The following is a 26,974-nucleotide window of genomic DNA, read 5'->3' as shown; positions in this document are numbered from 1 at the left end:
AGCATAGTGTTTGCCTACCTAATGGGCAATTAGCGAAAGGGGCGATATGTAGCGTAGCTCTGTCATGATTCCTTGATATTTAAAAGATTAACAAATCAGGAATTGATGCAAAGATAGAAATTAAATTGAGTATCAAAAAATGCAGTCTCGGTGCTGTAAAACGAGTACAAATATTAGTAGTCATACACATGTTCAATAGTAACTTTATCATCCAAAAGTGCATTGACAGTTGAACTTAGGTTCCCCACCGTTGTGACCAAAGCAACTCTATTTAAGCCCGGTTTAGTAAAGACCGGCTGAGTAAATAGGACTTTATAATTAGCGGTTATATTTAAAGACTTGTCGGTTAAAATGGTAAGCATAATAGCACCTTTATTCCCGGCAATTTCATTAAAAAGAACACCATTTTCAGCCAGCTTATTAACCGCAGTATTAAATTCAGCATAACGCGGCAAGTTAACTTGTACCATACCGCTTGGCAATATTTTTACATTATGTACAACGCCGGTTGTATCCAGCCCCGCAGGTAGCTTATCCATCACTACTACTGTTTGCAACGAAGCTGTTTCATAAGCCGATTTAGTACCGAGGCCGATCAGCCAGCCATAACCACTTTTAACCAATAGTTCTGTAGTTAAATAGTACCGCCTTTCCAGTTTACGCAGTAAATGCGGGCCGGAGAATAAGGTATTGCTCCATAACAATTTGAGCTGATGGTTGAAATCATACTCGTACCATGGCAACGCCTCAATAAATTTCACATAGCTGTGTTCATAATCGGCGTTGAACTTATCCTCGGCAGTCATTTCATCATTGGGGCTGGTATCGGTCACCCGGCCAATAATGGTCTCGTAAAATGATTTGATACCATATTCAACAGTTGTACTACCGGCGATAACCCATATCATAAAATGATAGCCCGTATTGAAAGGAAAATTGCCTTTAATCTGATCGTACATTACACCGTAACCACCCCACATTTGGTCAACATGCTTTAGGTATGGAAAGGTGGTTGAAGTGTGGTTTTTAAAGTAATCTGCCTGCTCAACCGGACTAAACACAAGGAACCACTCTGGATAGGTTAGGAAAGTTTGATCGGGCGGTCGTATTGCTGCTTTGGGTGTTAAAGGATGCTGATTAGTAGTGAGCCAGGCTTTATCAATCAACAAACCTTTTCCGGTGGGAATAGTCGATGGCTTCCTGTTTTTAACAGTAAACGTTATGATGGCCAGTAGCAGCGCAATTAATGTCAATATCCTTAGCCTTCTCATAATTATATTTTGGCAAACAACATTAAGGTATTGTCGGATGGATCTTTATCCTGTAGTATGCGTTTACCGGCATCTTTAAAACCAGCCAGCTCTATAATAGACGCCCATTCATCAGCGGATTTAAAGTTCTTAAAATCTTTAGCTTCAAACTCCCAAGTTTCATTTAATCCTACATTAAACACGGTATGTACCAAGGAAACAAAGGTGGCCATCTCAGGCGTTTTAACATTATGATCGCGGATAACAAATGAACCGTTGGGTTTCAGGACACGATATATCGATTTTACAAACGCATCCAGCTTAGTTACCGGACAATGATGTAAACCAATATAGCAGGTAACAACATCCAGGCTGGCATCGGGGATAATTGAACTGCTGATGGGGGCATAACCGTTAATATCCACAAAAGTGCCTAGCTTACCTAACTGCCCTCGCTCCATAATATCGCCGGGAGAGTTGGTCGGCGATAGGTCATTGATGAGATATATCGGCCCCGTAACTTTGATTTCTTTTTTGAGTTGGCTGATATAACGCCCGGTTGATCCTATCTCGGCATATCCGTTAATCTGCTTTGCACCACCTAATAATCCCAACGTCTGCCTGACAATCTCTTTCTTCTGTTTTTTTAGTGCCGGCAAGGCATATGTCAGTTCAGACAAAAATGGTTTTATGCTTTTCAGTTTGCTTTGTACGGATTTATAGATTTCCTCATCCGTTTTGCCTGCTGCGGTTTCTTCTTTTATCAACTGATGGAATTTATCCTCGGGATATAAATGAAATATCACCTGCAAAAAGCGATAAAAATCATCGCTCCATTTAGTATCGTTAAATACCGCTTTAAATTCGGACGTGGTATTAGCCATTGTTTTGTGGTTTTAATGGTTTATAATAAGTATCCCAAAATATGTTCCTGAATTTATAGCCAGGATCAAGCCTGGCTTTCAGGTCAAATATTTTTTGTGCATTAGGGTAAGCTTTGTGAAACTGCGCCACCGTTGGATGTACCTGGTATGGTAAATAGTAAGCACCATTTACAGCCGTCACAGCATCGGCCAGTTCACGTGTCCAAACGGCAACAGTATGTTTTGATGCTGCATCTGTTCGTTGCTTGTAGTAAACTACAAAAGCAAATACCTCCTCACGCGCCCAGGCCAGGTAAGTACCCGGATCGGCTTTGGCGTGGCGGATGGACACATTCAACACATTTACATTAAAACGTATAAATATTTCGGCCATCACTTGTTCAAATTCTTCAAACCTGCCAACAGGGACAAAATATTCCAATAATACATAAGTGCTGTTAGTTCTTGATTTAGGCTCCAGTTCGGCAACATCATAACCGGCTTCGTAGTTGCGCCAGTGGATCTTTTTGCCTCTGAATAGCAGAGGATCAATTACGAACTCCCGGTAGGGCTTACCCAGCGGCCTTTCTGTAAATGCCCACAGAAAATATCTTTCAATAGGATAAGATTCTTTCAGCGGCATCAGCCGGGTTTTAACCGTAGGCTTTTCGGTGGTTTCTATCCAGCTTACAGCCCGCAAGCGTTTATATTTTGGTGGGTAGATATCGCCATTATGGAAAACTACCTGAGGGTTATCGCGAATGGTTTTAAAGAAGTAGTCCTTGTATTCTTCCACCTTCATTTTTTTATCGATGCGTTTAATGGCGAGGTTATCGGCCAGTTCCAACTCTGCCTGCACAATAATGCCAAGGCCATTATAGCCGCCTATCGCTCCAAAAAACACTTCCTGGTTTTCTGTTTTGGTAGCATGTACTAACGAGCCATTGGCCAATACCACATCAATGGAGCGTACCGATAATACCACCGGCCCCATGCCCATATACCGCCCATGCGCGTTAACACTTAACGCCCCGCCAACTGTGAAATTTGCATAGGTCTGCATGATCTTGATGCTCAGATCATATTCATCAATATATTGCTGAATATCGCACCAGCGGATACCGGTTTGCACTTTGATTAGTTTATCTGCTGCCGAAAACCCCAGTACCTTATTCATCCCACGCATATCAATGTGCAGACTATGCGGGCTTGCCGTTTGTCCGCCCATACTGAAACGACCGCCGCCTACCGAAATAGCCCCGATGGTGTTTTTTACAATTTCGCGGACTTCCTCTACCGAAGTTGGCCGCACTATTTTTGCTACAAGTACCGGGTTCAAACCGGTTACATCATCAATAATACGTTCATCGGTTTTCAGATGCGGAATTTCTTTGCCTTCATCATTTTTATGGTAATCGGGCGCTGATCCGGGTACCGATCCATAACTATTCGCCAGGTAATTACCTTTCTTAAACCCTAATAGCCAGAACAACCACAATGGCCCAAGCACAGGTATTAAAACAATAAACAGCCAATAGCCTGAATAATCCTGGTCATGGAGGCGTTTAATGGAAGTGGCTGTAATGATCCAGAATAATAATGGATACAGGATAAACGTAGCACCTTCGCCTGCAAGCAATAACAAATTGTATAACACGTAAAAAGTACTCCAGTAAAACAGGGAAGCCAGCCAGAAAGCCCCTTTGGATAAGCGGCCGTTGAAAGTAAACAGCAGGTAGGTGACAGGTAGCTTTTGTTTCAGGCGCATAGATGGTTTTGGCAATACGCTAATATATCATTACTTTCAATTATAATTATAGCCAGATATATTAAATTGTAACATGATACCCAGAGGTAAATTATATATCAGCTATAAGGACCTGGTTTCAGGGATATATTATTGCCTTACTGGTCGCTTTAAATCTCAGAAGCCCCGGCTTGATCAGCAGGATAACAAACTGATCTGCCTTTCAGTGAGAACCGGCATTGACCTGGTATTAAATGCTTTGAATTTTCCGCCCGGTTTTGAGATGATTGTTACTGATATCAATATCCCGGATATGTTCGCCATAATTAACTGGCACGAACTAACGCTTGTTCCTATCCCGGTTAATAAGTATACCTTAAATATGTCCCCCGCTCAGGTGGAAGCAGCAATTACACCTGCAACCAAAGCTATACTAATCACTCACCTTTTTGGTAGTGTTATGGAAACTGAAGCGATAATTGCCATAGCCAAAAAGTATAACCTCATCATTTTCGAGGATTGCGCACAGGCTTATGCTGGAAATTTATATGATGGAAATCTCGCATCAGATGTGGTGATGTTCAGTTTTGGCTTTATAAAAACCAATACAGCGATCAGCGGAGCGATGATCAAAATAAAAGATCCGGCTTTATATGCGGATGTTGCTGCACGTAATGCAAAATACGATCGACAAGATACCCTGGGATACTTTAAAAAGCTTTGTAAAGTATTCTTTGTGAAACTACTCACCAGTAAAATCGTCTATACCTGTTTTTATAATTTAGTGATGGCTATGGGGAAAGATTTCGAGGCGGTGTTAGATGGCTTTACCAAAGGATTTCCCGGCGACGATATTTTTAAACATATCAGGTATCAGCCGTCCAGACCAAATCAAAGACTGCTCCGAAAAAAGCTGACCAATTTTGACCAGCGTAGTATTACTGAAAGGATAAAACTAGCCAATGATATTTTACCGGAAATACCCGATGATTATAAAATTGGGTTTAACAACAAGAAACATACATATTGGGTAATGCCTGTTGAAACCCTGGATCCGGATGGACTGATCAAGCACTTACGCAGTAACGGTTTCGATGCTTCACAAAAAGCATCAAGTTTAATCAAGCTAAATAAATCAAATACTATTCCCGCCCCCGAAGACCTGCAATTGGAGAACCTCTTTTATTTGCCTGTTTATCCGGCGATGAGTAAGAAAGACCGAAGTAGGCTGACAAAACTTTTGATTGATTTCTCATTGGTGAAATAATTTACCTTTGCAACATGTCCGCCACGCAAAATATTAAAGTAGCCGTTGATGCCGTAGTATTCGGATATACTTCTAAAGAAGGATTATCGGTACTGCTCATTAAGCGTAACATTCAGCCGTTTAAAAATAGCTGGGCCCTGCCTGGTGGATTGGTTGGCGATCAAGAATCGCTGGAAGAGGCTATTCAGCGCGAGTTGAAGGAGGAAACCGGCGTTAACATCAATTATTTAGAGCAATTATATAGCTTCGGTAAGCCGGGTCGCGATCCGCGCAACCGGGTAATATCCATTACCTACTATGGCCTGGTTAAACCTGATGCTTTTGAGTTGCATGCCGATACCGATCAAAGCCAATACTGATTCCACATTCGTTGATTATTTTATTATGGCTTTAAATAAAGGATAGCAAGACAACGTTAAGCAATTGATTAAGGTTGCCTTTAAATAGAATTTATGTTACTTTACGCCGTTTAAAACTTAATAATATAAACTATGTAATAAATTAGTCGCTAAGCATTCTAATGGGAAATTACATATCTTTAACTATGGCTATAAATCTTCAAAAAGGGCAACGCATTGATATAGGCTTGTCTAAAATAAGTGTTGGTTTAGGTTGGAACCCCAATGAGGGTACTGGCTCCGACTTTGATTTGGATGCTTCTGCGTTTATGATCGATCAGGATAGGTTGATACCCGCCGAGGAATATTTTATTTTTTATGGTAATACAGATTCACCAGACGGAGCTTTGCACCATACCGGTGATGACCCAACAGGAGGCAATAGCGATGGCGGAGATGACGAAGCCATCAATGTTGATCTATCGAAGGTTGATGCCCGGATAACTGAGATCTTATTTGTAGTCACTATCCACGAAGCAATAGCCCGGAGGCAAAATTACGGTCAGGTAAGAGATTCATATATCCGTATAATTGATGACCTGTCAGGACAAGAAATTGCCAAGTATGAATTAGGAGAAGACTTTTCAATTGAAACAGGGGTGGAATTTGGTCGTCTTTATAAGAAAAATAATCAATGGAAGTTTGAGGCATCAGGAATAGGCTACCGGGAGGATCTGGCTTTTTTCCTGTCAAAGTACTTCAAGGGTCAAATCATAAAATAAGCAACCAACATTATGGCAATCAATCTTATAAAAGGACAAACCATAGATCTTCGTAAAAACGACAACGGCGAAACCTTTGATCTGTCTTCAGTTACGCTTGGTTTAGGTTGGGATGTTAAACAAAAAAGCGGTGGTGGATTTTTAGGGAAACTATTTGGTGGTGGCACCGAAGAAAAGGAATATGATCTGGACGCTATTGCGTTTTTATTGAACAGTAACAGCAAAATAGCAAACCTGGGGCGTACTTTTCAAAATAATGGTAAAAAAGTTAATATGTACGAAGGTGATGTGATCTATTTCAATTCGATGAAGCATACCTCTGGTCATATCTGGTTAACCGGAGATAATAGAACAGGCGCCGGTGACGGGGATGATGAACAGATCATCGCGAAGCTTGACAGCCTGAGCCCTAATTATGACAGGATAGTATTTATAGTTTCTATTTATCAGGGTAAAGTCAACCATCAACATTTTGGAATGGTTAAAAATGCGTTTATCCGTGCTGTTGATCGTACGGGTAAAGAGATAGCCCGCTTTAGCCTCTCGGGTGATGCTACCTTCAATGGCATGTGCTCTATGACGTTTGCTGAGCTTTACCGTAAAGATGGTTCGTGGAAGTTTAGGGCCATTGGCGAGCCACATCAAACCGATAATTTTGTGGAACTGCTTCAAAAATATAAATAGACGTATGGCTATTTACAAGCATTATTCGTTTGATTTATGGCTAACACTTATTAAATCAAACCCGCTATTTAAAAAACAGCGGAGCCGGATTTTTTACGAGCAGTTCAATAATCAGAATAAATCTCTCGATGGGGTTGAACTAGCCTTTAGGCAGGTAGACATTATGTGTAACAGCATTAATGAAACCACCGGAAAAAACATTGATGCCGACGAAATGTATCTGATGGTTATCAGTATCATCAATGATCATAAGATCAACCTTCAGGATATTGATATCCACTCTGTTTACACCGATATGGAGAATTTGGTGTTTGAGTATATGCCGATGATATACTGCGACAGAACACCCGAAGTACTGGCTTTTATTAAAAACCAGCCGTACTGTACAGCCAACTTATTAAGCAACACAGGTTTTATAAAGGGAGTAACACTGCGCAAAGTTTTAAAACACCTGGCTATTGATCAATATTTTGATTTTCAGCTATATTCAGATGAAGCAGGTTTATCAAAACCCAACAAAGCTTTTTTTCAGTTAATGATAAATGAGGCATTTGCACTAAAAGAGATATCTTTAAACCAAATTATCCACATAGGTGATAACCCCAGAGCCGATATTTGGGGCGCTGATATGGTGGGGATCAACAGTTTGCTGGTTAATTCAAATAATACATCTATCGTAAAACTAATTCCTGATGCTACACAACATCTATTCTCTGCATAAAATCCGCACCAGCGTCAACTTTGGTTTTGACGCGGGAGACTATAGTCGCTTTAAATTTGGTGATGATGAGGTGGCCAATGCTTTTGGAACCCAACTGGCCGAAGGCTTCATTCGCGAGGTATTAAGTAAGCAACCCATACACCGGCAAATGGTAGTGATATCGAGCCCTTATTCTTTTATTCCTACCGCCACCTTCGCTATGAAAAATTACTTTGTTTTTCGTTTAAACAGGTGGCTTGCCGATCATAATTTACCCATAGTACAGGAAACCAAAGTACACCGTACCATTACCTACAAAGAGGATTATGGCGAACTAAATGCCGAAGAGCGAATGAAACTGATCGGGAACGATTCTTTCCACATTGATGCCGATTTTTTGGCAGAAAAAACGCTTATATTTTTAGACGATATTAAAATTACAGGGAGCCATGAAAGGATGATATCAAAAATGATCCAACAATATCATTTACATAACGATATCCACATGTTGTATTTTGCAGAACTGGCTAATTTAGATATCCATCCTAATATTGAGAATTATTTAAATTATTATGAAGTAAAATCTATATTTGATCTGGACGGGATCATCAACGGGGGTAATTTTAGCATTAATACTCGTGTTGTAAAATATATTTTAAATTATGAGCATGGCAGTTTTTGCATATTTTTAGAAAACAAGTCCGCGGCTTTTATACACCAATTATATAACATGGCTTTGGGTAATAGCTATCACACTATGGATAGTTACGCTTTAAACCTTAACTACATTAAAAACCATTTATTTACAAACAATCAAGTACTGATACAACATGGCAATTAACCTTCAAAAAGGCCAGAGAGAGACTATCGACGCACCAAAATTCACAATCGGCCTGGGCTGGGATACCAACAGTTCATCAACCGGTTCGGCTTTTGACCTGGACGCGTCGATCTTTATTTTGGGCGACAATAAAAAGATATTATCAGAGGCTCACTTTATTTTTTACAACAACCTTAAATCGCCCGACGGCGGTGTTGAGCATACCGGTGATAACCTAACAGGTGATGGCGACGGGGATGACGAACAGATCAAGATAGACCTATCAAAAGTTGACCCGCGCACAACCGAAATTTGTGTGGTGGTAACCATACACGATGCCGAGAACCGCCGCCAGAACTTTGGGCAGGTGCGCAATTCATTCATCCGCATTTTTGATGCAACAACCACCGCCAATATTTTGAAATATGAACTGGAAGAAGATTTTTCAATTGAAACCGCTGTTGAATTTGGCCGCATTTACAAGCGCGAGGATAAGTGGAAATTTGAAGCTATTGGCGCGGGCATGAAAGGTGGCCTTGCAGATTATTTAAACAAATACAACTAATTTATTATGGCAATTAATTTAGAAAAAGGCCAGCGCATTAACCTGGAAAAAAGCAATGGCAGCAAGTTGCAAAATATTTGCGTAGGTATTAACTGGGGTGCAATTATTAAAAAAGGCCTTTTTGGTATTGGTAGTACTAAAGAAGCGGTTGATTTGGATGCAAGCTGCGCGTTGTTTAATGAAGCAAAACAAGTAGAAGAAGTAATTTATTATGGCAATCTAAAATCAAAGAACGGAGCCGTAAAACATAGTGGCGACGACCTTACCGGCGATATGGAAGGTGATGATGGCTTAGATAACGAAGTGATAACACTTGATCTTTCAACACTTAGTACTACTACCAATTATGTGGCTTTTGTATTGAACAGTTTCCGCGGTCAGGACTTTGGATCTATCCCATTTGCTTCTATCCGTATATACGAGGGTACACCTAAACGTGTGAATGAGGTATTTGCCAAATACGATATTGCCCATGGCGCTGGTTTTGGAGGCCACGTATCAATGGTATTGGGGGTGTTTTACAAACGCAACGGCGAGTGGAAATTTAACGCCATTGGCGAACCTACTAAAGACCGTGATTTACAGAACACCGTAAAAACTGTAACCGAAAAATATTTATAGTAATATTAACGATCAGCAATGAGTGACAGGCGTGTTTCGCTGTTGTTTTATTGATGAGCATATTAAAACATCTTTGTATGGAACCAACAACACCAGCAGGTGCTAATCAGGACCCGCTATTAAACGATATTCCGCCATTAAATCCAATTTCGCCCGAAATTTCGGAAGTGCCAGCGCCAACAACACCCGCTGCATCATCTGTAATGAAGGTTGATAAAGAGGGAAATGTAAACATGACCCTGATTAAGCCGGAAGAAGAAAAGAAATATGCAGAGATCAGCAAAAACCTTAACCCGTCTGACGTTAATTCGATACTAAACTATGGTGCCGATGTACAGGGTTCTATGGAAAAATATAGTAACCAGTTCCTCACCTCGGTACGTACCTATAACTCGGGCGAGGTTGGTGGCTTAATAACAGATCTGCTTACTGAGTTGAATTACATTGATGTAGATGAACTAAACCAGGGTGCATTTAAAAGTTTTCTGTTGCATGTCCCTTTTCTTAAAAATTTAATTTTTGATGCAAAAAAACTATTTGCCAAGTACGATACTGTGGTAGATAATATTGATAAGATCACAAATAAAATAAAAGCCGGCCGTTTAAATTCTATTAAAGACAATAGTTCGTTGCAAACCATGTTTGACAGTAACGTGGACTATATCCATCAAATGGAAGAATTGATCATTTCCGGTCAGCTGAAGTATAACGAACTAAATGTAACACTGGCTCAGATGGACCAGCGCCCTGCAGATTACAACGATTATGAGATTGCCGATATGCGCGATTTTGTAAACCGGTTGGATAAGCGACTGGCGGATTTAAAGGTGGTGCGTTTTATTATGATGCAATCGCTGGCGCAAATCAGGATAGTGCAAAACAATAATACCTCCATTGCCGAAAAAGCACAATCTATTATCTCTACTACCATACCCGTATGGAAAAACCAGTTAACTATAGCAGTAGCCCTGCAAAGGCAAAAGGCTAATGTTGAAATGCAGAAAAAGATCTCGGATACCACCAACACCATCTTACAAAAGAATGCGGAGCTATTAAAAACCAATAGTATTGATGTGGCCCGCGAGAACGAAAAAACGGTAGTATCTATTGATACATTGAAAAAAACAACCCAATCGTTAATTGAAACGTTAACCGAGGTTAAACGCATACACGAAGAAGGTACACAAAACAGGAAAAATTTGAATAGCGAGTTACAAAGTTTAGAAGTTGAACTTAAGAAAAATGTAACTAATGTTGGCTAAATTTGAATAATGGATGATAACGGTAAAGCGATATTAAATGAGTCGAATAGGATAATCAGCAAGCTGCAATTACTTTCTGTTTTTTTTGGAGACGATATCATTTATAAGATCTATTTGCGCAGTCAGGTTATTCACCAACTATTTGAAGATAACCCCGAATTAGATATCAATAAACTGGAGTTATTTCACCTCCAGTTTACCCAAACCCTGCTTGATCTGTTGCGAAAGATCAAAAAAAACAATGAAAAAAGTATCCTGATACTGCTTGACGAAATACAGCTGAATAAAGAACTGATAACAAAGATCCAGGAATCAGTTTTTTCGATAGAGCAATTTAAACTTGATCAGCAACGGCAGGCATTAAAGATCAATAACTCGCTGCGAAAGTTATACCAGGTTTTGTCTGACGATACATCGGAGTATCCATTTTCAAAAAACATCAATTCGTTTAGCACGCGTTACTCGCAGGATTTTTATTACGAAGTTTCGCCGTCACTGATTACCGAACTAACCAAATACACACCAACGGATGTTTATAGCAATGCTTACGCTATTATTCAACGTAAGTTAATGGGTACATTATGTAAGTACGATTTTAGGAGCAGCTTTTTTTGTGGATTGAAAGCTGCTGACATGATAGCGGAAGTTTACCGCATTAACGATGTAGAAAAGCACTTTATTTATCTACCCGCAAAAGAGCTTTTTTTGTTTTGTGATATCAATAAATTAGACATCAGCGGCTCACCATCCGAACTATCTAAAAAGGAAAGCTTTATCAGGGAATTAACGGATAAAAACGAGCAACTGAACAACAGTATCATCATGATCAAAACCACTATCCCACGTGAAATTAAAAGCTTGTTAATTGATAACTATAAAAAACTGAACGATATTAACTTTTTACAAAACATAGGCGATGTTGACGTACAGGCCAACATGTTAAAAAGCATGCTCAACACCGATATGATGTAAAATTAAAATGATACCTTAAAAAAACAACCCGATCAAAATGGACATACTACATACCCTTTTAGGCCCTGATATTAAAGCGGGCTTGCTTATTGTTCTAAATTTAATTGTTATTGAGAGTTTGCTCTCGGTAGATAACGCCGCGGTATTGGCTACCATGGTACTTGATTTGCCGCCAACTCAACGCAAAAAAGCGTTACGCTATGGTATTATTGGCGCTTATGTTTTGCGTGGGGTATGCTTGCTTTTAGCCGCCTGGCTGGTAAAAATATGGTGGCTTAAACCGTTAGGGGGCCTTTACCTTTTATACCTGGCGTTTGATTATTTTAAAGGCAAAGCCAGCGAAGGCGATAGCGGCGAAGAAGAGATTGATAAAAGCAAAAATTGGGCGTACCGTTCAACAGTTGGCTTAATTGGACCACTTTGGGCCACCATTGTATTGGTAGAAATAATGGACCTGGCCTTTTCAATAGACAACGTGTTTGCAGCGGTGGCTTTTACCGATCACGTAGCACTCATATACATAGGGGTATTTATTGGTATTTTGGCCATGCGTTTTGTAGCGCAGGCATTTGTGAAATTAATGGAAAAATACACTTTCCTTGAAACAGTTGCTTTTATTGTAATTGGTGTACTGGGCATAAAGTTAACAGCATCGCTATACGTTCATTTTTACCCTACAACAGCCTTATCCGAAGCCATAGGCGGCGAAAAGGCCGATATATTTACGTCGGTATTTACTGTTGCTATTTTTATTATACCGGTATTAACGTCCATGTTTTTCAACTTTCCCAAAAGGAATACTATCAAGCCCGAAGTTGCCGAAAGGGCCGAAAAAGTATTGGATAAAAGTTAAACCGGCCACCTATGAGTAAATTGATAGCTACCTGGTTTGGTATCGGGTATGTTAAAGGCGGCGGTACAATTGCCGCGGCCGTTACCTGTGTACTAATTTGGCTGTTATGGCCAACACAAGCCGGACAAAGCAATTGGATATTTCTGCTCATCACAATTATCATCACCCTTATAGGCATTTATGTAGGTGACAAGGTAGAACCTTTTTGGGGGAAAGACAGTTACCGTGTGGTGATAGACGAAGTGGCGGGTATGCTGGTTACCATGGCCTTTGTTCCGCATGATGTTTACCTGCTGTTTGCCGGATTTATTTTGTTCCGCTTTTTTGACATGGTTAAACCGCTTTTTATTCGCCGGCTCGAAGCATTACCAGGCGGAACAGGTGTAATGATGGATGATATTTTAGCAGGAATATATAGCAATCTTATACTTCAGCTATTTATTGCTATTCAATCGTACTATAGTTATCAATTGTTTTAGCCAGTTGGGCTTTGATCTGCTTCACTAATATCCTTGGTCCCAATACACGCATCTTAGCACCAAAACCTAACAGTTCGCGTTCCAGTTCAAAGTTCAATATCACTTTAATGCTGAATATCTTCCCGGTTTCATCCTCGCTTAAAACCTTTTGCGTATGGTGTAAAGGCTTGGTAATTACATAAGGCGCGTTAGCGGCATCAATCCAAAAAACCACCTCACAATCACGCTGACCGGGAGATTTAGTTACCCCTATACAATCATTATAATAAGTTGCCAGGTCTAATGTTCTGTTCTCCCGGTAAGGTTCTTCATGTTCTGCTACTGTTTGTATTCTGTCTAAAGCCAGGTTCATAATGTGAGCATTTCGTTTGTGCTGCATTCCCAAAACAAACCAGCGATTACGGTATTCCTTCAGCAGGTATCCGCTAAAACAAAACGTGCTGGCTTCTCTGGCTTTGAAGGATTGATAAGTAATACAAATCGATTTCTTCGCCACAATTGCCTTGCGTATCACCTCTATCCATTCCAACCCTTTCAGGTTATCGTTCTTCTCAAAGTCAATCACGGGTGTACTTTGCGTTTTTTGCGAGTAAATCTTGTCTTCAAGCTTACTCACCATTTCGTTCAGATCGGTAAAATGGTTAAAGCCCTTAAACTGCTTCAGCAGATCGGAGACCTCACTAAGCACCTCCATGTCCTGTTGGTTTAGCGGACTGTTGGTAATACTGTAATTCTTATCACTATAGGTATAATATTTCTTATCTACTACCACAATCGGTGCTTCATAGCCCAATTTATTACTGCGCATCATTTCCATATCGGCCTGTACAGTTCGGCGGCTTACACCGGTATCAATGCCCTGGTATTCGTAAATGGCATTGCCGCAGGCATCTATCAAGTCGTCGAGCGTCCATTTCCTTCTTCTGTTTTGAAGACATTGGTCAATGGTACGGTAGCGGATCAGGGCATTGCGGTTAACAGGCATCGGTTTTAAATTTTTTTGATGAATTTATAAATTATTTTTCACTGCGCAAATACGCTGCGCACTTGGCGTTTTTCTTTGTACTGTCGAAAGGCTGAACGCGTTCACAAACGCCCCCTCTCTCGATCTGGAGAGAGGGGTTTTGGCCCGGAGACTTTTAATTGTTAAATTCATTACCACAATAGATATGGAAAAGGAAAAAATAGGCAACAACGAGTTAAAGGCATTAGGTATTAACGAGGTAGAAGTATTGGTAAACTTTAGTCGCGTTGCTAACGGTTTGCTAAAGCACGGTGTTATGGACAAAGCCAATATCCTTGCTAATTTGGAAGCTTTAATTGACGACCCGATGCCCTACGCCTTAAAGAAAGGCGGAAAGTTTAAAAATTTGGCCGAAGAGGTAATTGCACTGCGCAAGGAGGGCAAGTTTGTAAAACAAGCCCGCACCAATTTTAAGCTGAAGGAAGAAATAGCCGAATTCCCGGTATGGGGATTAGAAAATATAGAGGTGGGCGCCTTAACACAAATGCGTACTGCCATACAATTACCTATTGCGGTTGCCGGGGCTTTAATGCCGGATGCGCATCAAGGTTACGGATTGCCCATTGGCGGCGTATTGGCAACCACGGCAAATACCATTATCCCGTTTGCTGTGGGAGTTGATATAGCCTGTAGGATGTGTTTAAGTATTTTTGATTTGCCTGCCGAGGCTATTGATACCGAAACCGACAAGCTGAAAAATATATTGATTGATAACACTTACTTTGGCATGGGTTGCACCACCAAGTCATATTTCGATAGTTCCTTATTTGATAGTAAAACATGGGGCGAAACTAAAATCATCCGTAGTTTAAAGGATAAGGCCTATGCGCAATTAGGAACCAGCGGAACCGGTAACCACTTTGTGGAATGGGGCGAGCTGACGATTGCGGATGGCGCATTGAATGACATACCTGCAGGTAAGTATTTAGCTTTACTTTCGCACTCCGGCTCGCGCGGTTTTGGGGGGACTATTGCCGACCATTATAGCCGTATTGCCATGACCAAAACCAAACTCCCGCCCGAAGCCAAGCATTTAGCGTGGTTAGATTTGGATAAAGACGAGGGACAGGAATATTGGATAGCCATGAACCTGGCTGGTGAATATGCCAGCGCCAATCACCACGAGATACATAACAAAATTGCCCGTGCTTTAGGTGTTAAGCCGATAAGCAGGATAGAGAACCACCACAACTTTGCCTGGAAGGAGCAATTGTCCGATGGTACCGAAGTAATGGTTCACCGTAAAGGCGCCACCCCGGCCGGCGAAGGCGTATTAGGTATTATCCCCGGCAGCATGAGTACCCCCGGCTTTTTGGTGCGTGGTAAAGGCGATGCCAAAAGCATTAACTCTGCCAGCCACGGTGCGGGCAGGGCCATGAGCCGCAGCGCAGCATTTAAAACGTTGGACAAAGCCGCTATTGCTGCTAACCTGGTTGATAAACGCATCACCCTGATGGGTAGCGATGTGGACGAAGCACCGATGGCTTATAAAGATATACACGCAGTAATGGCGGCGCAGAATGATTTAGTTGACGTATTGGCCAAGTTTGAGCCGAGGATTGTTAGAATGGCAGATGCGAGGGAGAAGCCAGAGGATTGAGAGTGAGCATAACAAGTGTCTAAAGCTACCTCTATCACTTAAAACCTTTATGGGATATTTATTTACGTTATTAATTCACTTTCTAATTAAATCTAATGAACGAAGAATACGAAATAATTGATGCATATAATAAGCTTATTTACAGCAAATACACTGATGAAGAGTTGACTTGTTTATCTGATAACGGATATCAATATAGTGGAGAAAATGTACTCGCTTTAAACAATCCAGCAGTAGTTACCGCTTCCCAAATCGGACTATTGACTCGATTAGCTGATATTTGCAAAGAGTTAAAGAAAAACAATTTTCAAAAGAATCCTAATATATCTCAAAGCGAATTAATTATAGCTACTGGTGATATTAAATATCGTCTGGGTATACTTTATCTTTACCAACCATATATTGTTAACCTATCTTCATCATATGGCTTTTTGAAAGGAAAAAAATATTTTTCATATAACCAAACAAGAGAAGATTTACGATTCAATGGAGAACTACCCATTGCTTTTGAATGTTTGTATAAATTTTGGCAAAGACTTGGTGACTACTTAATCTCCTTTTTTCCTGAATTATTACTCGAAAAAAATGGCCTCACCTATTTCCACGCTCCCTTTGATTATATTTCGAAACATTACAGCCACTTAGAGGCATCTGAAAATTACAAATGGTTAAAAGACTTTTCGGTAACGACATATCCCTTGTTTAATAGGCATCGAAAATTTTTTGTTCATTATTCAGGTTACAACAACCAATTTTTTGAGAAATTTTTAGGTGCTAACCAAAGTGATTCTAATGCTATTAAAAAACTTGATGAGGAAAGAAAAAATTGGACACCTTTTCTTAAAGATCAATTGACGTTTTGCAATGAAGGTTATTTAAGATTGATGTATTTTTTGAATGAACTTGATATTCAAAGAAATAACGATGGTGAGTTTACTTATGAGCTTAAAAGCCTGTAAAATATTTTGCCTCAACGCTGGCGCACACATGCCGCGTTTGCCAGCGGCGGTAATTAGACTTGAATTACAGTTAAGGACTGGTTTAGATTGATGGAGTAGATATATATGAATGAGTCCTCAGGGCTCCTGATTGGTAAGAACATTATTTAATTTGGCTGATTAGTGCCTTTATTTCCTCCTCAACACTAACCTTCTGGCTGATGATGTTTTTGAAAACAGATGCTTGTATCGGAAGGGGGATTTCCTGATTTGGGCTCTTTATATTTAATAAAAGATTTGAATCAGAGTTATCGTGTCTGAAAACGGTATGCGAGCCTGTCGACCTGATAACAACATACCCGAGTTTAGTCAACAAAGCCACCATCTGTCCATATTTAAAGTTTTTATTGATAGGTAATGACATTTTGCATTTGATTAAGTGTATTTGACTTATAGATTCTGAATAGTTGCATACTCGTATTATCTAAAATATTGGTTAAAGGAATATTCACTGTGTAACTTTTGCCGACATTAGCAATGCTAAAATTGGGCAGGCTTCTTAAGTGTTTTTGAAGATAAATCCAGTATGCTACCAGTTTAATAGCATCGTAAATGATCAAAATTACAGGAAAAGGTTCATCAAACCACACTTCGATATGTTTTTTACTCATAGAGAATGATAGGCTGCTTTTTTTCTTTAAATATTTTGGACGATCACTTGCTTTCAGTTGAACAAAGATGTTGCCATTTTCGAACTCTCCGGTGGCCGTATAGGTATAAATATTGAGGTCGTAACCATAATCGCCTTTGAAAACTTCACATGTAAAGCTTTCTCGGTAAACAAAGCCCTCCACGAAATGAACACTTAAATCCGAAATAACATGCTCCCGCGTCCTCGTCGTCCGCTGATTAGTCGTCTTAAGTTTCGTTCGTTTAGGTTTGGGATTAGCCATGAATAGTTTTAGATTAGAGCAAATATAAGCGCTGTTGCTGATTTTTCGAAAAAGGAAAATTGGCATAATTTCCCAACGCTGGCGCATGTGTGCCAGTAAACAAACAAAGCTGGGTGAATTCGCCGGCGATAACACCAACAAGGGCATAGAATCAGTTTGTTAATTATTCTATAAGGATATATTAAAAACTATATTTATATGGTCTAAGTAATATAAACCGTGAGAGCCGACATACAAGAATTTGCGCAAAAGAACCCAACAGTAATATTAACTGTCTTAACCGGGTATGGCTACTTCTGTGCATACTCATTCGAGACCGGATATTGCAGCTATTTTAAAATCCCCACAATTTTTATAGAAATTGGTCTGGTTGATATAATAAGGTTTGCTGCCGTTACATCTGGAATCATTGCTTTTTACGTCATACAGTTTAAGAACATTATAAGTACCACGTTTTTTGCTGGTGGAAAATCCTATTGGAGTGAAATAACTGGGATTTCATTATTGTTTGTAACGGTTCATATATTGATAGGTTACGTTATTAAAACAGGCAAATTATTTGATTATGTTATAGCTGCAACTTTTTTTCTAACACTAATTACATATTCTATAATGTCATTGGTTCGGAAAAGAAAGCTGAGAAAGACAGCAAGTCTTTCAGATAATATCACAATATCAGATGAAAATAATACTGTGACTAGCCAAATAAGAATCAAGGATCTCGTCAAAAATGATTTTCAAATACAGTTGTATGTCGTTTTCGTTCTGATTCCGTTGAGTTGTTTTGGCATCGGTTATGGTAATGCTTCAAAAACAAGTGAGTTTGAAATTTTGAAAGAGCACCCAAAATTCGTTGTATTAAAAAGGTATGGAGAGAATATCATAAGTAAAGATTTCAATTTGAAGACACGGGAGTTTGGCGACAGTTTGTTGATAGTAAAAGTTGGCCCTACTACACCATTGCAAACAGTTTTAAAAGAGTTGAAATAATTATCCGCTGTACGAAGTCTCCCTGCCTTTGTTAGTGCTATTACAAACAAAGATCTTCGTTGTCCGAAGTCTCTGACTTCGGACTTTTATGCCTATAGTCTGCGACTACATAGTAAATTCAATCAGGCAGCACAATAGTCAAAAGACTATTTACATAGTCGTCCGAAGTCGGAGACTTCGAACAGCATAGTTCTGTATGCAGTCCCATTAAACAAAATCAGCAAGGTTATTTATATTCACAAAATATTTACCAACCCTTTCACCATTAATGAAAAAGCTGTTAACATTGATTACCCTATTTATACTGGCACAAAACGCAATAGCACAAAAAAATGACCTGAAACAAATTGCTGATAGCATTAAAGCAGAGGGAGAAATGCTTTATCGTTCAGAATGGGCATCGGGTCATAGTACACAGATTTTCACCTCCAGTTTCGGCGAAAAGAAACTTCTATCCGGTGGATATTTTTCTTATGAGACTAAAAAAGGAATGACCACTGTCTTTTTTTCTAAAAATGAGAATTCAGTAGTAATAGCGACCGTTAAGTTCGATCATGGTTTAGACTCATCTAATTACAATATAGACACTACAACAAGAAAATTTACCGAAAATGAAAAAGAGTTCTATGCAATTCGGTCAAATGCTGCCAAGGCCATTTTAAACGATTCACTTTTTAAATTTTATGAACATATCAGTTTAAATCTTGTTCCAACTATAAAAAATGGCGTAAAAAAAGTTTATGTCATCACTGCGCAAACATCACCGGATGAAGTATTATTAGGAAATGATTACCTGATCATTTTCGACGAAGACAATCATATAATTAAAAAATCAAAGCTTCATAACAATCTTATCCCTTTGGGAACTGGCGGTAAAGAGGCGATAAAAGCATCCTCACATCAACATTTAGGTGAAACAAGTCCTTTTATTACCGCGACAGATATTTGTGCATTTAAATTATGGAGGGCAAAGACCACTTGGGTGATCAGTTTCGTTGTCTCAGCCGGGTATGTTTCTGCATGGCACTTTCGCGATGAGTTTTTAGAAATTCTAACCCAAGCCGAATGGCAAAAAATAATGAAAAATAAATAGCATAAAGCTATTCACGCCTTCTAAATCTGCTGTGTGTGTCCAATCCTTTAATGCCAATCCTCGCCACAAAACCTGCACTGCTTTGCCTGCGGAATCCGCGCCAGTTTCCCGCAATTGAGGCACAAATTAAAAAATATCTTTTCCGGGGTTTCGCACAAAATACGTTCAGCACAGTTGAGTATAAATTGGATATATCCTTCGCCCAGGTAATTCAATATCAAAGGGTCGTCAGTTAGCCAGCCCGTTTTCAAATACATCCGGGTTAAGCCCGGCTTGTCTACACCTTCAAGTTTCAGGGTTGATACGTGATGGCGTAATGCTTTCATTTCAGGCAAAGTCAGTAAATCGCGATAATAAGCTATAATGTAATCAGCTTTCTCTATCGTTATATCAGTCATTTCATAAATATCTTAAAATATTTGAAAATATTTTCATCTGCGCAAATACACTGCGCAGTACCCCGATTTCTTTGTATAAACATTAAGAAATAAAGGAGGTTCACAATGAAATTCAACCTGTTAAGCAAATTAAAAAACCAGACTGTTAACCATGCGGGTGCCAAGGCGTTTACGCTGTCGCCAGAAATGGAACTGTACACCGCGGTGGTTACCTGGAGCTTAAACGACTCTTTTTATGAAAAAGACCAGGCGCGTTTAACGCGCCTGCAAAAACTAATAACTGCGTGCGACGCTGTGTTTGTGGGCAAGCTGGCGGTTTATGCGCGTACTAAAATGTACATGCGTTCGGTGCCATTGGTTTTGGTTACCGAATTGGCTAAGCTGCACTCGGGCGATAATTTGGTCGCCCGGGTTACCGATGGCGTGATCGGCCGTGCTGATGAGATCACCGAATTATTGGCTTGCTACGAATTGCTGAATGAGCGTAAAGGCACTAAAAAGCTAAACCGCCTGAGCAAACAATTGCAAAAAGGTTTGTCGACAGCTTTTAACCGTTTCGACGAGTACCAGTTTGGTAAATACAACCGCGATGGTGCTATCAAACTGCGCGATGCCTTGTTTTTGGTTCACCCTAAAGCAAAGGACGAATTGCAGCAAGTACTGTTCAACAAAATAGTGAACGGCGAGTTGCAAACGCCTTATACCTGGGAAACTGAATTATCGGCTTTGGGCCAGATAGGTTTCGACAGCGATGAGGCTAAAGCCGAAGCGTTCCGCGCTAAGTGGGAAGAGTTGATAGACAGTGGCAAATTAGGCTACATGGCCTTGCTGCGTAACCTACGTAACATACAGGAAGCGGGTGTTAGCTACGCGCACTTTACAAAAGTATGCGCACGTTTAGGCGATGCCAGCGAAGTGGCAAAGGCCAAACAGTTTCCGTTCCGTTACCTGGCGGCTTACCGCGAGTTGATCAATCCGGTAGTTACTAAAGTGCCTGCGCAAGGTGTGTTAGAAAAACTTACTGCCTTGATGAAAGGCAGCAACAAAGGCTACACCGGTGAATTGTTGGATGCTTTGGAAAAAGCCGTTCAAGCAAGTGCGGCAAACATCAAAGGATTTGATGCTGAAACCGGTGTGCTGTTAGCCTGCGACGTTTCGGGATCGATGCAGACACCTGTATCTGGCAAGAGCAAGATCTTGTTGTACGATGTCGGCTTAATGCTGGCCATGCTGTTGCAAAGCCGTTGCAAAAACGTAGAGGTGGGTATGTTTGGTGATCGTTGGAAAACCATAACCGTACCACGTAATAACATACTGGGTAACGTACAGGAGTTTTATCGCCGCGAGGGCGAGGTGGGTTATGCTACCAATGGCTACCTGGTTATCAAGGATATACTATCTCGCAGGGCGCAACTGGATAAGGTGTTTCTATTTACCGATGCCCAATTATGGAACAGCAATAACACTGCCGACCATATCCAAACCTTGTGGTTACGCTACAAAGCCGAGGTAGCGCCAAACGCAAAGCTCTACCTGTTCGACCTGAAAGGTTACGGACAAGCGCCATTGCAAATATTGCACAATGATGTGTACCTGGTAGCGGGCTGGAGCGATAAAGTTTTTGAGGTGTTAACTGCCTTAGAAAACGGAGGCTCGGCATTAGATGCTATTAATAACATAGAACTATAACCAAGTATGGGGAAGCTAACGCCCCATACTTTAAAAAAGAAATTAAAAAATAAGGATGCCGTAGAAACGGGTTACTTCGCTACCATTTGTGGGGGCTGGTCAGTATAGTGTAAGCTAAACTGTGGGTTCGAGTCCCAACAGCGTGCCCCCGGTCCCGCGTTCGCCTGTTGCTCCTTATAAAATATAAAAGAAGGTGTCGTAAATAAGTCTTACTTCGATTGGACGCTGGGGTTATCGGTTCGAATCCGCTCCCGTAAGGGTAGCTCAATTGGATAGAGCACAGTGCAGATTGGCTTATTGCTTTTTACCCTTCTTTTTAAAGAAACTAAAAATAAATAAAGGATGTCGTAGAAAAGGGTTACTTCGCGTCACTGGTTAGGAAGAAATGGCACTATGGTACATATCACAGTGTGGGTTCGAATCCCGAGCAATTTCCTCATCCCTGATCGCCCGTTACTCCTTTAAAAAATATTAAGGTGCCGTAAATATGCGCTACTTCGTGTCGCCGGTTCGAGTCCGGTCTTTGGAGCGATCCATTGTAGCTCAGTTTGGGTAGAGCAGTTAAGCTAATAGCTATACGCATATTGCATGTCGCCCTTAAGAAATAAAGAAGATGCCGTAGGTAAGCGTTACTTCAACCTGTCACGTTTAACACGCTTGCCGGATTGTCGCTCTTCTTTTTAAAATACCCAAACCTAAAAAGGTGCCGTAAACTGGTGATACTTCGGTTAGAGCGTCCCGGAAGGGAAGGCCGGTGGTTCAAATCCACCCGGCGATTTATTTCGCATAGTAGCTCAGTAAAAACACACCTGTTGCTTTTTGCCCTTTTAAAAACATAATGAAAGATGCCGTAGGCGGGTAATACTTCGCCTGGTGAAACCCGCGTAAGCGGTAGGGTTCGACTCACATAAGACACCTGCCGATCATTGCTCTTTCATTTATATTTTGTAACCTTATAGTATTAATCATGACTGAAACTATCCTTCACAAACTGCTCGAACTGGAGCAAGCTGAAAATATAAAAATACTCTACGCCTGCGAATCAGGCAGCCGGGCCTGGGGCTTTGCCTCGCCCGATAGTGATTTTGATGTGCGCTTTATATATGCCAGGCCGGTAAATGATTATCTGGGCATAATAGAGTTGCCTGATACTGTGGGGCTGCCTGTAAACGAAATACTTGACATAGGTGGCTGGGATATCAAAAAAGCATTAAAACTGTTCCTTAAGTCGAACAGCACACTGTACGAATGGTTGCAATCGCCAATAGTATATCAGGGGGCGTCGACCTTCGCTGATGATCTGCGTAAGCTTATGCCTGCTTATTTTTCGTTGCGTCCTGGCGCAAACCATTACTTATCAATGGCTCATAACACCTTACGGGATGATCTGCAAACAGAACAGATAAAGTTGAAACGCTACTTTTATGTGCTTCGCTCTGCATTGGCTTGCTTGTGGATCGTTGAAAAACAGACGGTACCGCCAATGGAGTTTGAACAACTGCGGGGTATGATAACCGATAATGAAGTTCAAAACGCCATCGATGAGCTATTGAAAAGGAAAAAGATAGCTGATGAAAAAGCTTTGATAACACCTGTTCCATTACTTAACCTATGGCTAAGTAATACACTTGATTGGTGCAAAGAGCGCGTATCTGTGCTTCCATCCGAAAATAAGTACCCGGATGAATTGAATAACATCTTTAGAAAGAATATCCTGCCATGACTTATGAACAGTTAAAACAGCGAAAAGAATTGATTCTGCTGGATTGTATCAGCGGTAGCACAGCTTATAACTTGAATGTTACCGGTTCTGACGTAGACAAGAAAGGGATATTCATTATGCCTCAAAAGCAGCTTTATGGTTTTGATCAACAAGGTCAGATAGCCAATGCAAGCAACGATGAAGTTTATTTTGAGATAGGCCGTTTCCTGGAATTATTGACGAAGAACAATCCCAATATATTGGAACTGTTAAGCACACCTAAGGAGCATATTTTATTTCGCCACCCTTTAATGGATCTGATCAAGCCAGAAGACTTCCTATCGAAACTTTGCCTGGATACCTTCGCTGGATATGCGCAAACGCAGATCAAAAAAGCGCGTGGCTTAAACAAAAAGATTAATAAGCCATTGGGTGCTGAACGTAAATCGGTATTGGATTTTTGCTTTGTGATCTATAACAATGGCAGTATTCCCTTAAAGGAGTGGTTAAAAGAATATGGTTTTAGCCAGGAAGAATGTGGCTTGGTCAATGTGGACCATTTCAGGAATGTGTATTTGCTGTACCATCAAAAGCAGTTGACACAGGGGCAATTTAAAGGAATATCATCTGGTCCCGATGCTGATGATGTTCAATTAAGTTCTGTACCTAAAGGAATAGAAAGCATAGCAGTAATGAACTTTAATAAGGATAGTTATTCTATCTACTGCCGTGAATATAAAGAGTATCTGGAATGGGAAGAAAAGCGGAACGAACAACGTTATCAAAGTACTTTATCGCATGGTAAAAGTTATGACGCTAAAAATATGATGCACACCTTCCGGCTTTTGAACATGGCAGAAGAAATTGCTATATACCGGAAAGTGATAGTGAAACGGGAGGATCGCGATTTTCTGCTAAAGATCCGCAACGGAGAATTTGAATTTAGCGACCTGATAAAAACGGTTGAAGATAAGATGGAACATATAAAAGTAGCCTATGCGAATTCTCCCTTACCTGATAGGCCGGGTATTCAAGTAGCTGAAAAATTGTTGATGCAGATACGCGAAAGTTTTTATGATGCCTAATCTGTTTTCACTTAAATATTATTGCCTTCAGTAAAAAGTTTATGAGTTTTCTACTCAGAATCATATTGAAAATAGTTGAGACCGATTAATCTACTTGTTCGTCAAGCATTTTTCGAAGCACCCGCATATCCTGACTTATTTTCAGATCAATAACCTTAGCATAATGCTGCGTAGTTTTAATATCAAGATGCCCGAGCATTTTACTTACACTTTCAATGGGTACACCATTAGTTAAAGTTACCGTTGTCGCAAAAGTATGCCGGGCGAGATGGAAGGTAAGGTTCTGATTGATATCGCAGTCTTTTGCTATTTCCTTCAGATAGCTATTCATTTTTTGATTGCTTAACACCGGTAGCACAATACCATCATTTTCACAACGTGGGTGATCTTTATACTTTTCAATGATAGCTAAGGCTGGTTTTAATAAAGGTACCTTGGATGAGGTCTCCGTCTTTTTCCGGGTGGTCATTATCCATTGCTCTCCGTCAATGCCTGGCACGATCTCATTTCGGCTTAATTTTTTCACATCTGCATAAGACAATCCTGTATAACAGCAAAAGACGAAGATATCCCGAACTTGTTCCACACGTTGTGATTCTATTTCCCTGTGATGATTCTATCTAGTTGATCCTGTGAGAGAAAATCTCTTTCTCTTATCTTGAGCTTAGGTTTATATTCTGAGAAAGGGTTCTCTTTTAGTAGCTTGGTTCTTAAACAATGATTAACGATTTTTTTGAGATGCTTAACGTATTTTGCCACAGTTACGGGCAAACACTTAGCTTCCTTTTTTAAATAATAATCATAATCGCGAATAAATGAATAATTAAGTCGGTCAATCTCCAGATCTGCTTTTCTATATTTTATTTTAATATAGTTTTGCAAATGTCCTAAACTGGTCTTATAACCTTTTAATGTATTTGGCTCAAATTCAACCCCGAGCATTGATTCCATTTCTGCATTATGGGCTTTAAAAAGTTCAAGTAGTAAATAGTCTTTATCATTCCGGTCCAGGAATTTATTTTTCAAGCTGAGGGCAGTTATCTTTTTTCGCTCATTCATTAGCTTAAGATGAGCTTCTGCCAACTTTCTTTGTAGGTCATCCAGGAAAGAATTCAACCCTTTAGTGCTGTCTTTTGTACCATTCTCCCGGTGAGATTTTGAACACCAGCGATCAGGGAAAGATTTCCGGCATACGGAGATCTCTGCACTTTTACCGTTTACAGTAATTCGCATATAAACTGGCATTGCCCCTATATCATATTTCTTTGGCTTCTTAAGATAAAATAGTAAATTGTAGTTCGTTATCATCTTTAAATATTTAAAAAAACTGCAAATTTAAGCCTTAGCCTAAACAAACAGTAGCGAGCCTCACCGCCACACTGCACAGTTGTCCCTAATTCAGCCTGGAGAAGAACAGAACCAAAGTTGATAACAAGATTTTTAAGAGTTTGCCAAGTTTAAGATGTTGGTAATGATTTAGTTGCGTAAAAACAAGTAATGGCGCTTTTAACAGCGTAAACTACGTATTAACTAAATTACACGAAGGGGTAGTTTTCGAGCATTTTATCAGCTGTAATTTAGCTATAAAAGACTCACCATTTTACTCACTATTTTGAAGAAAAATGGCTCTAATTAAGTCGATAAATGTAGAAAAACTATTGTAATAGGCTAATTGTCAACAACTTGTATTTAAGAAATATTAAGGTTCATATCCCCCAAAACAATTATAACTACTTGATAATCAAGTAGTTATAATTTTCGTAGCCCGTAGGGGAATCGAACACGATCCTTAACCTTTTGGTTTACAATATCTTATATGGGTTTCGATGTACTACGCACCGAATTGCTAACCATTTTTTTGATGCAGATTAATTACAAATCTTACGATATAAAGATACGAAATATTGAATTAGCAAACAATTTTAATCAACTAACTTTTACAAAACTTAGTGGCTAACCAGCCCCGCAAGCCATAGCGCACACCATCCCATATTTACCGCTTAAGCAACCAAAAGCGCGAGCCGGGTAAATAGTCAAGGCCGGGCAAGCCACAAAAAAACAAAACACAACTGTCCGTTTATATAGCCTTTACTTTTATCCCGGCGGTGGGCTAAATTCGCGGATGTGGTGAATATTGGATTGAATAATTTGTATAGTGTAATTAAAAAGAAGGCTCATATCTTTGTAGATAATAAAACAGGACTAAGGGCAGCAAGTTGAAAGGAGGCGATTTAAGCACCAATATTGGATGTTGACCGCAAGAGAGACCTGCCCTTAGTTTCCTTTTTACAAAGCCAGA

Annotated in this window: 27 protein-coding genes; 19 read left to right on the top strand and 8 right to left on the bottom strand. The window is 40.1% G+C overall.

Annotated features, from left to right (window positions below; all coding sequences use genetic code 11):
- Positions 1-173 precede the first annotated feature (173 nt).
- Genes ABIN91_RS10335 through ABIN91_RS10325 form a run of 3 tightly spaced genes read right to left on the bottom strand, consistent with a single transcriptional unit; the run spans position 174 to position 3,881 of the window.
- Complete coding sequence (locus ABIN91_RS10335) at positions 174-1,271, bottom strand: hypothetical protein (RefSeq protein WP_348051018.1); 1,098 nt, start codon at positions 1,269-1,271, stop codon at positions 174-176.
- A gap of 2 nt (positions 1,272-1,273) precedes the next feature.
- Positions 1,274-2,134, bottom strand: coding sequence for a methyltransferase domain-containing protein (locus tag ABIN91_RS10330; protein WP_348051017.1), 861 nt, complete (start codon positions 2,132-2,134; stop codon positions 1,274-1,276).
- Positions 2,127-3,881: an FAD-binding protein gene (locus ABIN91_RS10325; protein ID WP_348051016.1), complete on the bottom strand. Its 1,755-nt coding sequence runs from the start codon at positions 3,879-3,881 to the stop codon at positions 2,127-2,129. The genes ABIN91_RS10330 and ABIN91_RS10325 overlap by 8 nt, the downstream gene beginning before the upstream one ends.
- A gap of 73 nt (positions 3,882-3,954) precedes the next feature.
- Between ABIN91_RS10325 and ABIN91_RS10320 the strand changes: the two genes are divergently transcribed.
- From ABIN91_RS10320 to ABIN91_RS10265, 12 genes are all read left to right on the top strand, one after another.
- A complete protein-coding gene (locus tag ABIN91_RS10320; RefSeq protein WP_348051015.1) occupies positions 3,955-5,127 on the top strand; it encodes an aminotransferase class V-fold PLP-dependent enzyme in 1,173 nt (390 codons plus the stop codon).
- A gap of 14 nt (positions 5,128-5,141) precedes the next feature.
- Positions 5,142-5,486: an NUDIX hydrolase gene (locus ABIN91_RS10315; protein WP_348051014.1), complete on the top strand. Its 345-nt coding sequence runs from the start codon at positions 5,142-5,144 to the stop codon at positions 5,484-5,486.
- Positions 5,487-5,671: 185 nt separating this feature from the next.
- Positions 5,672-6,247, top strand: coding sequence for a TerD family protein (locus ABIN91_RS10310; RefSeq protein WP_348051013.1), 576 nt, complete (start codon positions 5,672-5,674; stop codon positions 6,245-6,247).
- Positions 6,248-6,259: 12 nt separating this feature from the next.
- Positions 6,260-6,931 (top strand): TerD family protein, encoded by a 672-nt coding sequence (locus tag ABIN91_RS10305; protein ID WP_348051012.1) that lies wholly within the window; start codon positions 6,260-6,262, stop codon positions 6,929-6,931.
- Positions 6,932-6,935: 4 nt separating this feature from the next.
- The gene (locus tag ABIN91_RS10300) at positions 6,936-7,652 is read left to right on the top strand and encodes an HAD family hydrolase (protein WP_348051011.1); all 717 of its coding nucleotides are present in this window, start codon (positions 6,936-6,938) and stop codon (positions 7,650-7,652) included.
- The gene (locus ABIN91_RS10295) at positions 7,624-8,472 is read left to right on the top strand and encodes a phosphoribosyltransferase family protein (RefSeq protein WP_348051010.1); all 849 of its coding nucleotides are present in this window, start codon (positions 7,624-7,626) and stop codon (positions 8,470-8,472) included. Before ABIN91_RS10300 ends, ABIN91_RS10295 begins: the two co-directional genes overlap by 29 nt.
- The gene (locus tag ABIN91_RS10290) at positions 8,462-9,016 is read left to right on the top strand and encodes a TerD family protein (RefSeq protein ID WP_348051009.1); all 555 of its coding nucleotides are present in this window, start codon (positions 8,462-8,464) and stop codon (positions 9,014-9,016) included. The genes ABIN91_RS10295 and ABIN91_RS10290 overlap by 11 nt, the downstream gene beginning before the upstream one ends.
- Positions 9,017-9,022: 6 nt before the next feature.
- The gene (locus tag ABIN91_RS10285; RefSeq protein WP_348051008.1) at positions 9,023-9,637 is read left to right on the top strand and encodes a TerD family protein; all 615 of its coding nucleotides are present in this window, start codon (positions 9,023-9,025) and stop codon (positions 9,635-9,637) included.
- Positions 9,638-9,714: 77 nt separating this feature from the next.
- Positions 9,715-10,899, top strand: coding sequence for a toxic anion resistance protein (locus tag ABIN91_RS10280; protein WP_348051007.1), 1,185 nt, complete (start codon positions 9,715-9,717; stop codon positions 10,897-10,899).
- A 9-nt stretch (positions 10,900-10,908) separates the two neighbouring features.
- Positions 10,909-11,871, top strand: a complete 963-nt coding sequence (locus ABIN91_RS10275) for a hypothetical protein (RefSeq protein WP_348051006.1) — start codon at positions 10,909-10,911, stop codon at positions 11,869-11,871.
- Between the two features lie 37 nt (positions 11,872-11,908).
- A complete protein-coding gene (locus tag ABIN91_RS10270) occupies positions 11,909-12,724 on the top strand; it encodes a DUF475 domain-containing protein (RefSeq protein ID WP_348051005.1) in 816 nt (271 codons plus the stop codon).
- 11 nt (positions 12,725-12,735) lie between these two features.
- The gene (locus ABIN91_RS10265) at positions 12,736-13,203 is read left to right on the top strand and encodes a phosphatidylglycerophosphatase A (RefSeq protein ID WP_348051004.1); all 468 of its coding nucleotides are present in this window, start codon (positions 12,736-12,738) and stop codon (positions 13,201-13,203) included.
- On the opposite strand, the gene ABIN91_RS10260 is transcribed toward ABIN91_RS10265, so the two are convergent.
- The gene (locus ABIN91_RS10260) at positions 13,169-14,188 is read right to left on the bottom strand and encodes a WYL domain-containing protein (RefSeq protein ID WP_348051003.1); all 1,020 of its coding nucleotides are present in this window, start codon (positions 14,186-14,188) and stop codon (positions 13,169-13,171) included. The two genes, ABIN91_RS10265 and ABIN91_RS10260, sit on opposite strands and share 35 nt — an antisense overlap.
- 184 nt (positions 14,189-14,372) lie before the next feature.
- Between ABIN91_RS10260 and ABIN91_RS10255 the strand changes: the two genes are divergently transcribed.
- Both ABIN91_RS10255 and ABIN91_RS10250 read left to right on the top strand, forming a co-directional pair.
- The gene (locus ABIN91_RS10255; RefSeq protein ID WP_348051002.1) at positions 14,373-15,827 is read left to right on the top strand and encodes an RtcB family protein; all 1,455 of its coding nucleotides are present in this window, start codon (positions 14,373-14,375) and stop codon (positions 15,825-15,827) included.
- A 95-nt stretch (positions 15,828-15,922) separates the two neighbouring features.
- Positions 15,923-16,786 (top strand): hypothetical protein, encoded by an 864-nt coding sequence (locus tag ABIN91_RS10250; RefSeq protein WP_348051001.1) that lies wholly within the window; start codon positions 15,923-15,925, stop codon positions 16,784-16,786.
- A gap of 383 nt (positions 16,787-17,169) precedes the next feature.
- Here ABIN91_RS10250 and ABIN91_RS10245 read toward each other — a convergent pair whose 3' ends face one another.
- On the bottom strand, positions 17,170-17,805 hold the full coding sequence (locus tag ABIN91_RS10245; protein ID WP_348051000.1) for a DUF4365 domain-containing protein: 636 nt from the start codon (positions 17,803-17,805) through the stop codon (positions 17,170-17,172).
- 132 nt (positions 17,806-17,937) lie between these two features.
- Between ABIN91_RS10245 and ABIN91_RS10240 the strand changes: the two genes are divergently transcribed.
- Complete coding sequence (locus ABIN91_RS10240) at positions 17,938-18,708, top strand: hypothetical protein (protein ID WP_348050999.1); 771 nt, start codon at positions 17,938-17,940, stop codon at positions 18,706-18,708.
- A gap of 268 nt (positions 18,709-18,976) precedes the next feature.
- The gene (locus ABIN91_RS10235) at positions 18,977-19,801 is read left to right on the top strand and encodes a hypothetical protein (protein ID WP_348050998.1); all 825 of its coding nucleotides are present in this window, start codon (positions 18,977-18,979) and stop codon (positions 19,799-19,801) included.
- Between the two features lie 47 nt (positions 19,802-19,848).
- On the opposite strand, the gene ABIN91_RS10230 is transcribed toward ABIN91_RS10235, so the two are convergent.
- On the bottom strand, positions 19,849-20,199 hold the full coding sequence (locus ABIN91_RS10230) for a hypothetical protein (protein ID WP_348050997.1): 351 nt from the start codon (positions 20,197-20,199) through the stop codon (positions 19,849-19,851).
- 105 nt (positions 20,200-20,304) lie between these two features.
- Here ABIN91_RS10230 and ABIN91_RS10225 point away from each other — a divergent pair, with 105 nt between their 5' ends.
- From ABIN91_RS10225 to ABIN91_RS10215, 3 genes are all read left to right on the top strand, one after another.
- Positions 20,305-21,888 carry a TROVE domain-containing protein gene (locus ABIN91_RS10225; protein ID WP_348050996.1) on the top strand — a complete coding sequence of 528 codons (1,584 nt, stop codon included), beginning with the start codon at positions 20,305-20,307 and terminating at the stop codon, positions 21,886-21,888.
- 967 nt (positions 21,889-22,855) lie between these two features.
- The gene (locus ABIN91_RS10220) at positions 22,856-23,611 is read left to right on the top strand and encodes a nucleotidyltransferase domain-containing protein (RefSeq protein WP_348050995.1); all 756 of its coding nucleotides are present in this window, start codon (positions 22,856-22,858) and stop codon (positions 23,609-23,611) included.
- A complete protein-coding gene (locus tag ABIN91_RS10215; RefSeq protein WP_348050994.1) occupies positions 23,608-24,675 on the top strand; it encodes a nucleotidyltransferase domain-containing protein in 1,068 nt (355 codons plus the stop codon). Before ABIN91_RS10220 ends, ABIN91_RS10215 begins: the two co-directional genes overlap by 4 nt.
- Positions 24,676-24,760: 85 nt before the next feature.
- Here ABIN91_RS10215 and ABIN91_RS10210 read toward each other — a convergent pair whose 3' ends face one another.
- Together ABIN91_RS10210 and ABIN91_RS10205 are read right to left on the bottom strand one after the other, a co-directional pair.
- On the bottom strand, positions 24,761-25,201 hold the full coding sequence (locus ABIN91_RS10210) for a site-specific integrase (RefSeq protein WP_348050993.1): 441 nt from the start codon (positions 25,199-25,201) through the stop codon (positions 24,761-24,763).
- 71 nt (positions 25,202-25,272) lie between these two features.
- On the bottom strand, positions 25,273-25,983 hold the full coding sequence (locus ABIN91_RS10205; protein ID WP_348050992.1) for a phage integrase SAM-like domain and Arm DNA-binding domain-containing protein: 711 nt from the start codon (positions 25,981-25,983) through the stop codon (positions 25,273-25,275).
- Positions 25,984-26,974 lie beyond the last annotated feature (991 nt).

The organism is Mucilaginibacter sp. (assembly GCF_039921305.1).
Classification (GTDB): Bacteria; Bacteroidota; Bacteroidia; order Sphingobacteriales; family Sphingobacteriaceae; genus Mucilaginibacter.
Note: the sequence above shows the minus strand (reverse complement) of the source record. Positions and strands in the feature narration are given on the sequence as shown.

Excerpts from the sequence above, each read along its gene's own strand:
- ABIN91_RS10335 (WP_348051018.1), bottom strand. The coding sequence starts at position 1,271 with ATGAGAAGGCTAAGGATATTGACATTAATTGCGCTGCTACTGGCCATC.
- ABIN91_RS10330 (WP_348051017.1), bottom strand. The coding sequence starts at position 2,134 with ATGGCTAATACCACGTCCGAATTTAAAGCGGTATTTAACGATACTAAA.
- ABIN91_RS10325 (WP_348051016.1), bottom strand. The coding sequence starts at position 3,881 with ATGCGCCTGAAACAAAAGCTACCTGTCACCTACCTGCTGTTTACTTTC.
- ABIN91_RS10320 (WP_348051015.1), top strand. The coding sequence starts at position 3,955 with ATGATACCCAGAGGTAAATTATATATCAGCTATAAGGACCTGGTTTCA.
- ABIN91_RS10315 (WP_348051014.1), top strand. The coding sequence starts at position 5,142 with ATGTCCGCCACGCAAAATATTAAAGTAGCCGTTGATGCCGTAGTATTC.
- ABIN91_RS10310 (WP_348051013.1), top strand. The coding sequence starts at position 5,672 with ATGGCTATAAATCTTCAAAAAGGGCAACGCATTGATATAGGCTTGTCT.
- ABIN91_RS10305 (WP_348051012.1), top strand. The coding sequence starts at position 6,260 with ATGGCAATCAATCTTATAAAAGGACAAACCATAGATCTTCGTAAAAAC.
- ABIN91_RS10300 (WP_348051011.1), top strand. The coding sequence starts at position 6,936 with ATGGCTATTTACAAGCATTATTCGTTTGATTTATGGCTAACACTTATT.
- ABIN91_RS10295 (WP_348051010.1), top strand. The coding sequence starts at position 7,624 with ATGCTACACAACATCTATTCTCTGCATAAAATCCGCACCAGCGTCAAC.
- ABIN91_RS10290 (WP_348051009.1), top strand. The coding sequence starts at position 8,462 with ATGGCAATTAACCTTCAAAAAGGCCAGAGAGAGACTATCGACGCACCA.
- ABIN91_RS10285 (WP_348051008.1), top strand. The coding sequence starts at position 9,023 with ATGGCAATTAATTTAGAAAAAGGCCAGCGCATTAACCTGGAAAAAAGC.
- ABIN91_RS10280 (WP_348051007.1), top strand. The coding sequence starts at position 9,715 with ATGGAACCAACAACACCAGCAGGTGCTAATCAGGACCCGCTATTAAAC.
- ABIN91_RS10275 (WP_348051006.1), top strand. The coding sequence starts at position 10,909 with ATGGATGATAACGGTAAAGCGATATTAAATGAGTCGAATAGGATAATC.
- ABIN91_RS10270 (WP_348051005.1), top strand. The coding sequence starts at position 11,909 with ATGGACATACTACATACCCTTTTAGGCCCTGATATTAAAGCGGGCTTG.
- ABIN91_RS10265 (WP_348051004.1), top strand. The coding sequence starts at position 12,736 with ATGAGTAAATTGATAGCTACCTGGTTTGGTATCGGGTATGTTAAAGGC.
- ABIN91_RS10260 (WP_348051003.1), bottom strand. The coding sequence starts at position 14,188 with ATGCCTGTTAACCGCAATGCCCTGATCCGCTACCGTACCATTGACCAA.
- ABIN91_RS10255 (WP_348051002.1), top strand. The coding sequence starts at position 14,373 with ATGGAAAAGGAAAAAATAGGCAACAACGAGTTAAAGGCATTAGGTATT.
- ABIN91_RS10250 (WP_348051001.1), top strand. The coding sequence starts at position 15,923 with ATGAACGAAGAATACGAAATAATTGATGCATATAATAAGCTTATTTAC.
- ABIN91_RS10245 (WP_348051000.1), bottom strand. The coding sequence starts at position 17,805 with ATGCGCCAGCGTTGGGAAATTATGCCAATTTTCCTTTTTCGAAAAATC.
- ABIN91_RS10235 (WP_348050998.1), top strand. The coding sequence starts at position 18,977 with ATGAAAAAGCTGTTAACATTGATTACCCTATTTATACTGGCACAAAAC.
- ABIN91_RS10230 (WP_348050997.1), bottom strand. The coding sequence starts at position 20,199 with ATGACTGATATAACGATAGAGAAAGCTGATTACATTATAGCTTATTAT.
- ABIN91_RS10225 (WP_348050996.1), top strand. The coding sequence starts at position 20,305 with ATGAAATTCAACCTGTTAAGCAAATTAAAAAACCAGACTGTTAACCAT.
- ABIN91_RS10220 (WP_348050995.1), top strand. The coding sequence starts at position 22,856 with ATGACTGAAACTATCCTTCACAAACTGCTCGAACTGGAGCAAGCTGAA.
- ABIN91_RS10215 (WP_348050994.1), top strand. The coding sequence starts at position 23,608 with ATGACTTATGAACAGTTAAAACAGCGAAAAGAATTGATTCTGCTGGAT.
- ABIN91_RS10205 (WP_348050992.1), bottom strand. The coding sequence starts at position 25,983 with ATGATAACGAACTACAATTTACTATTTTATCTTAAGAAGCCAAAGAAA.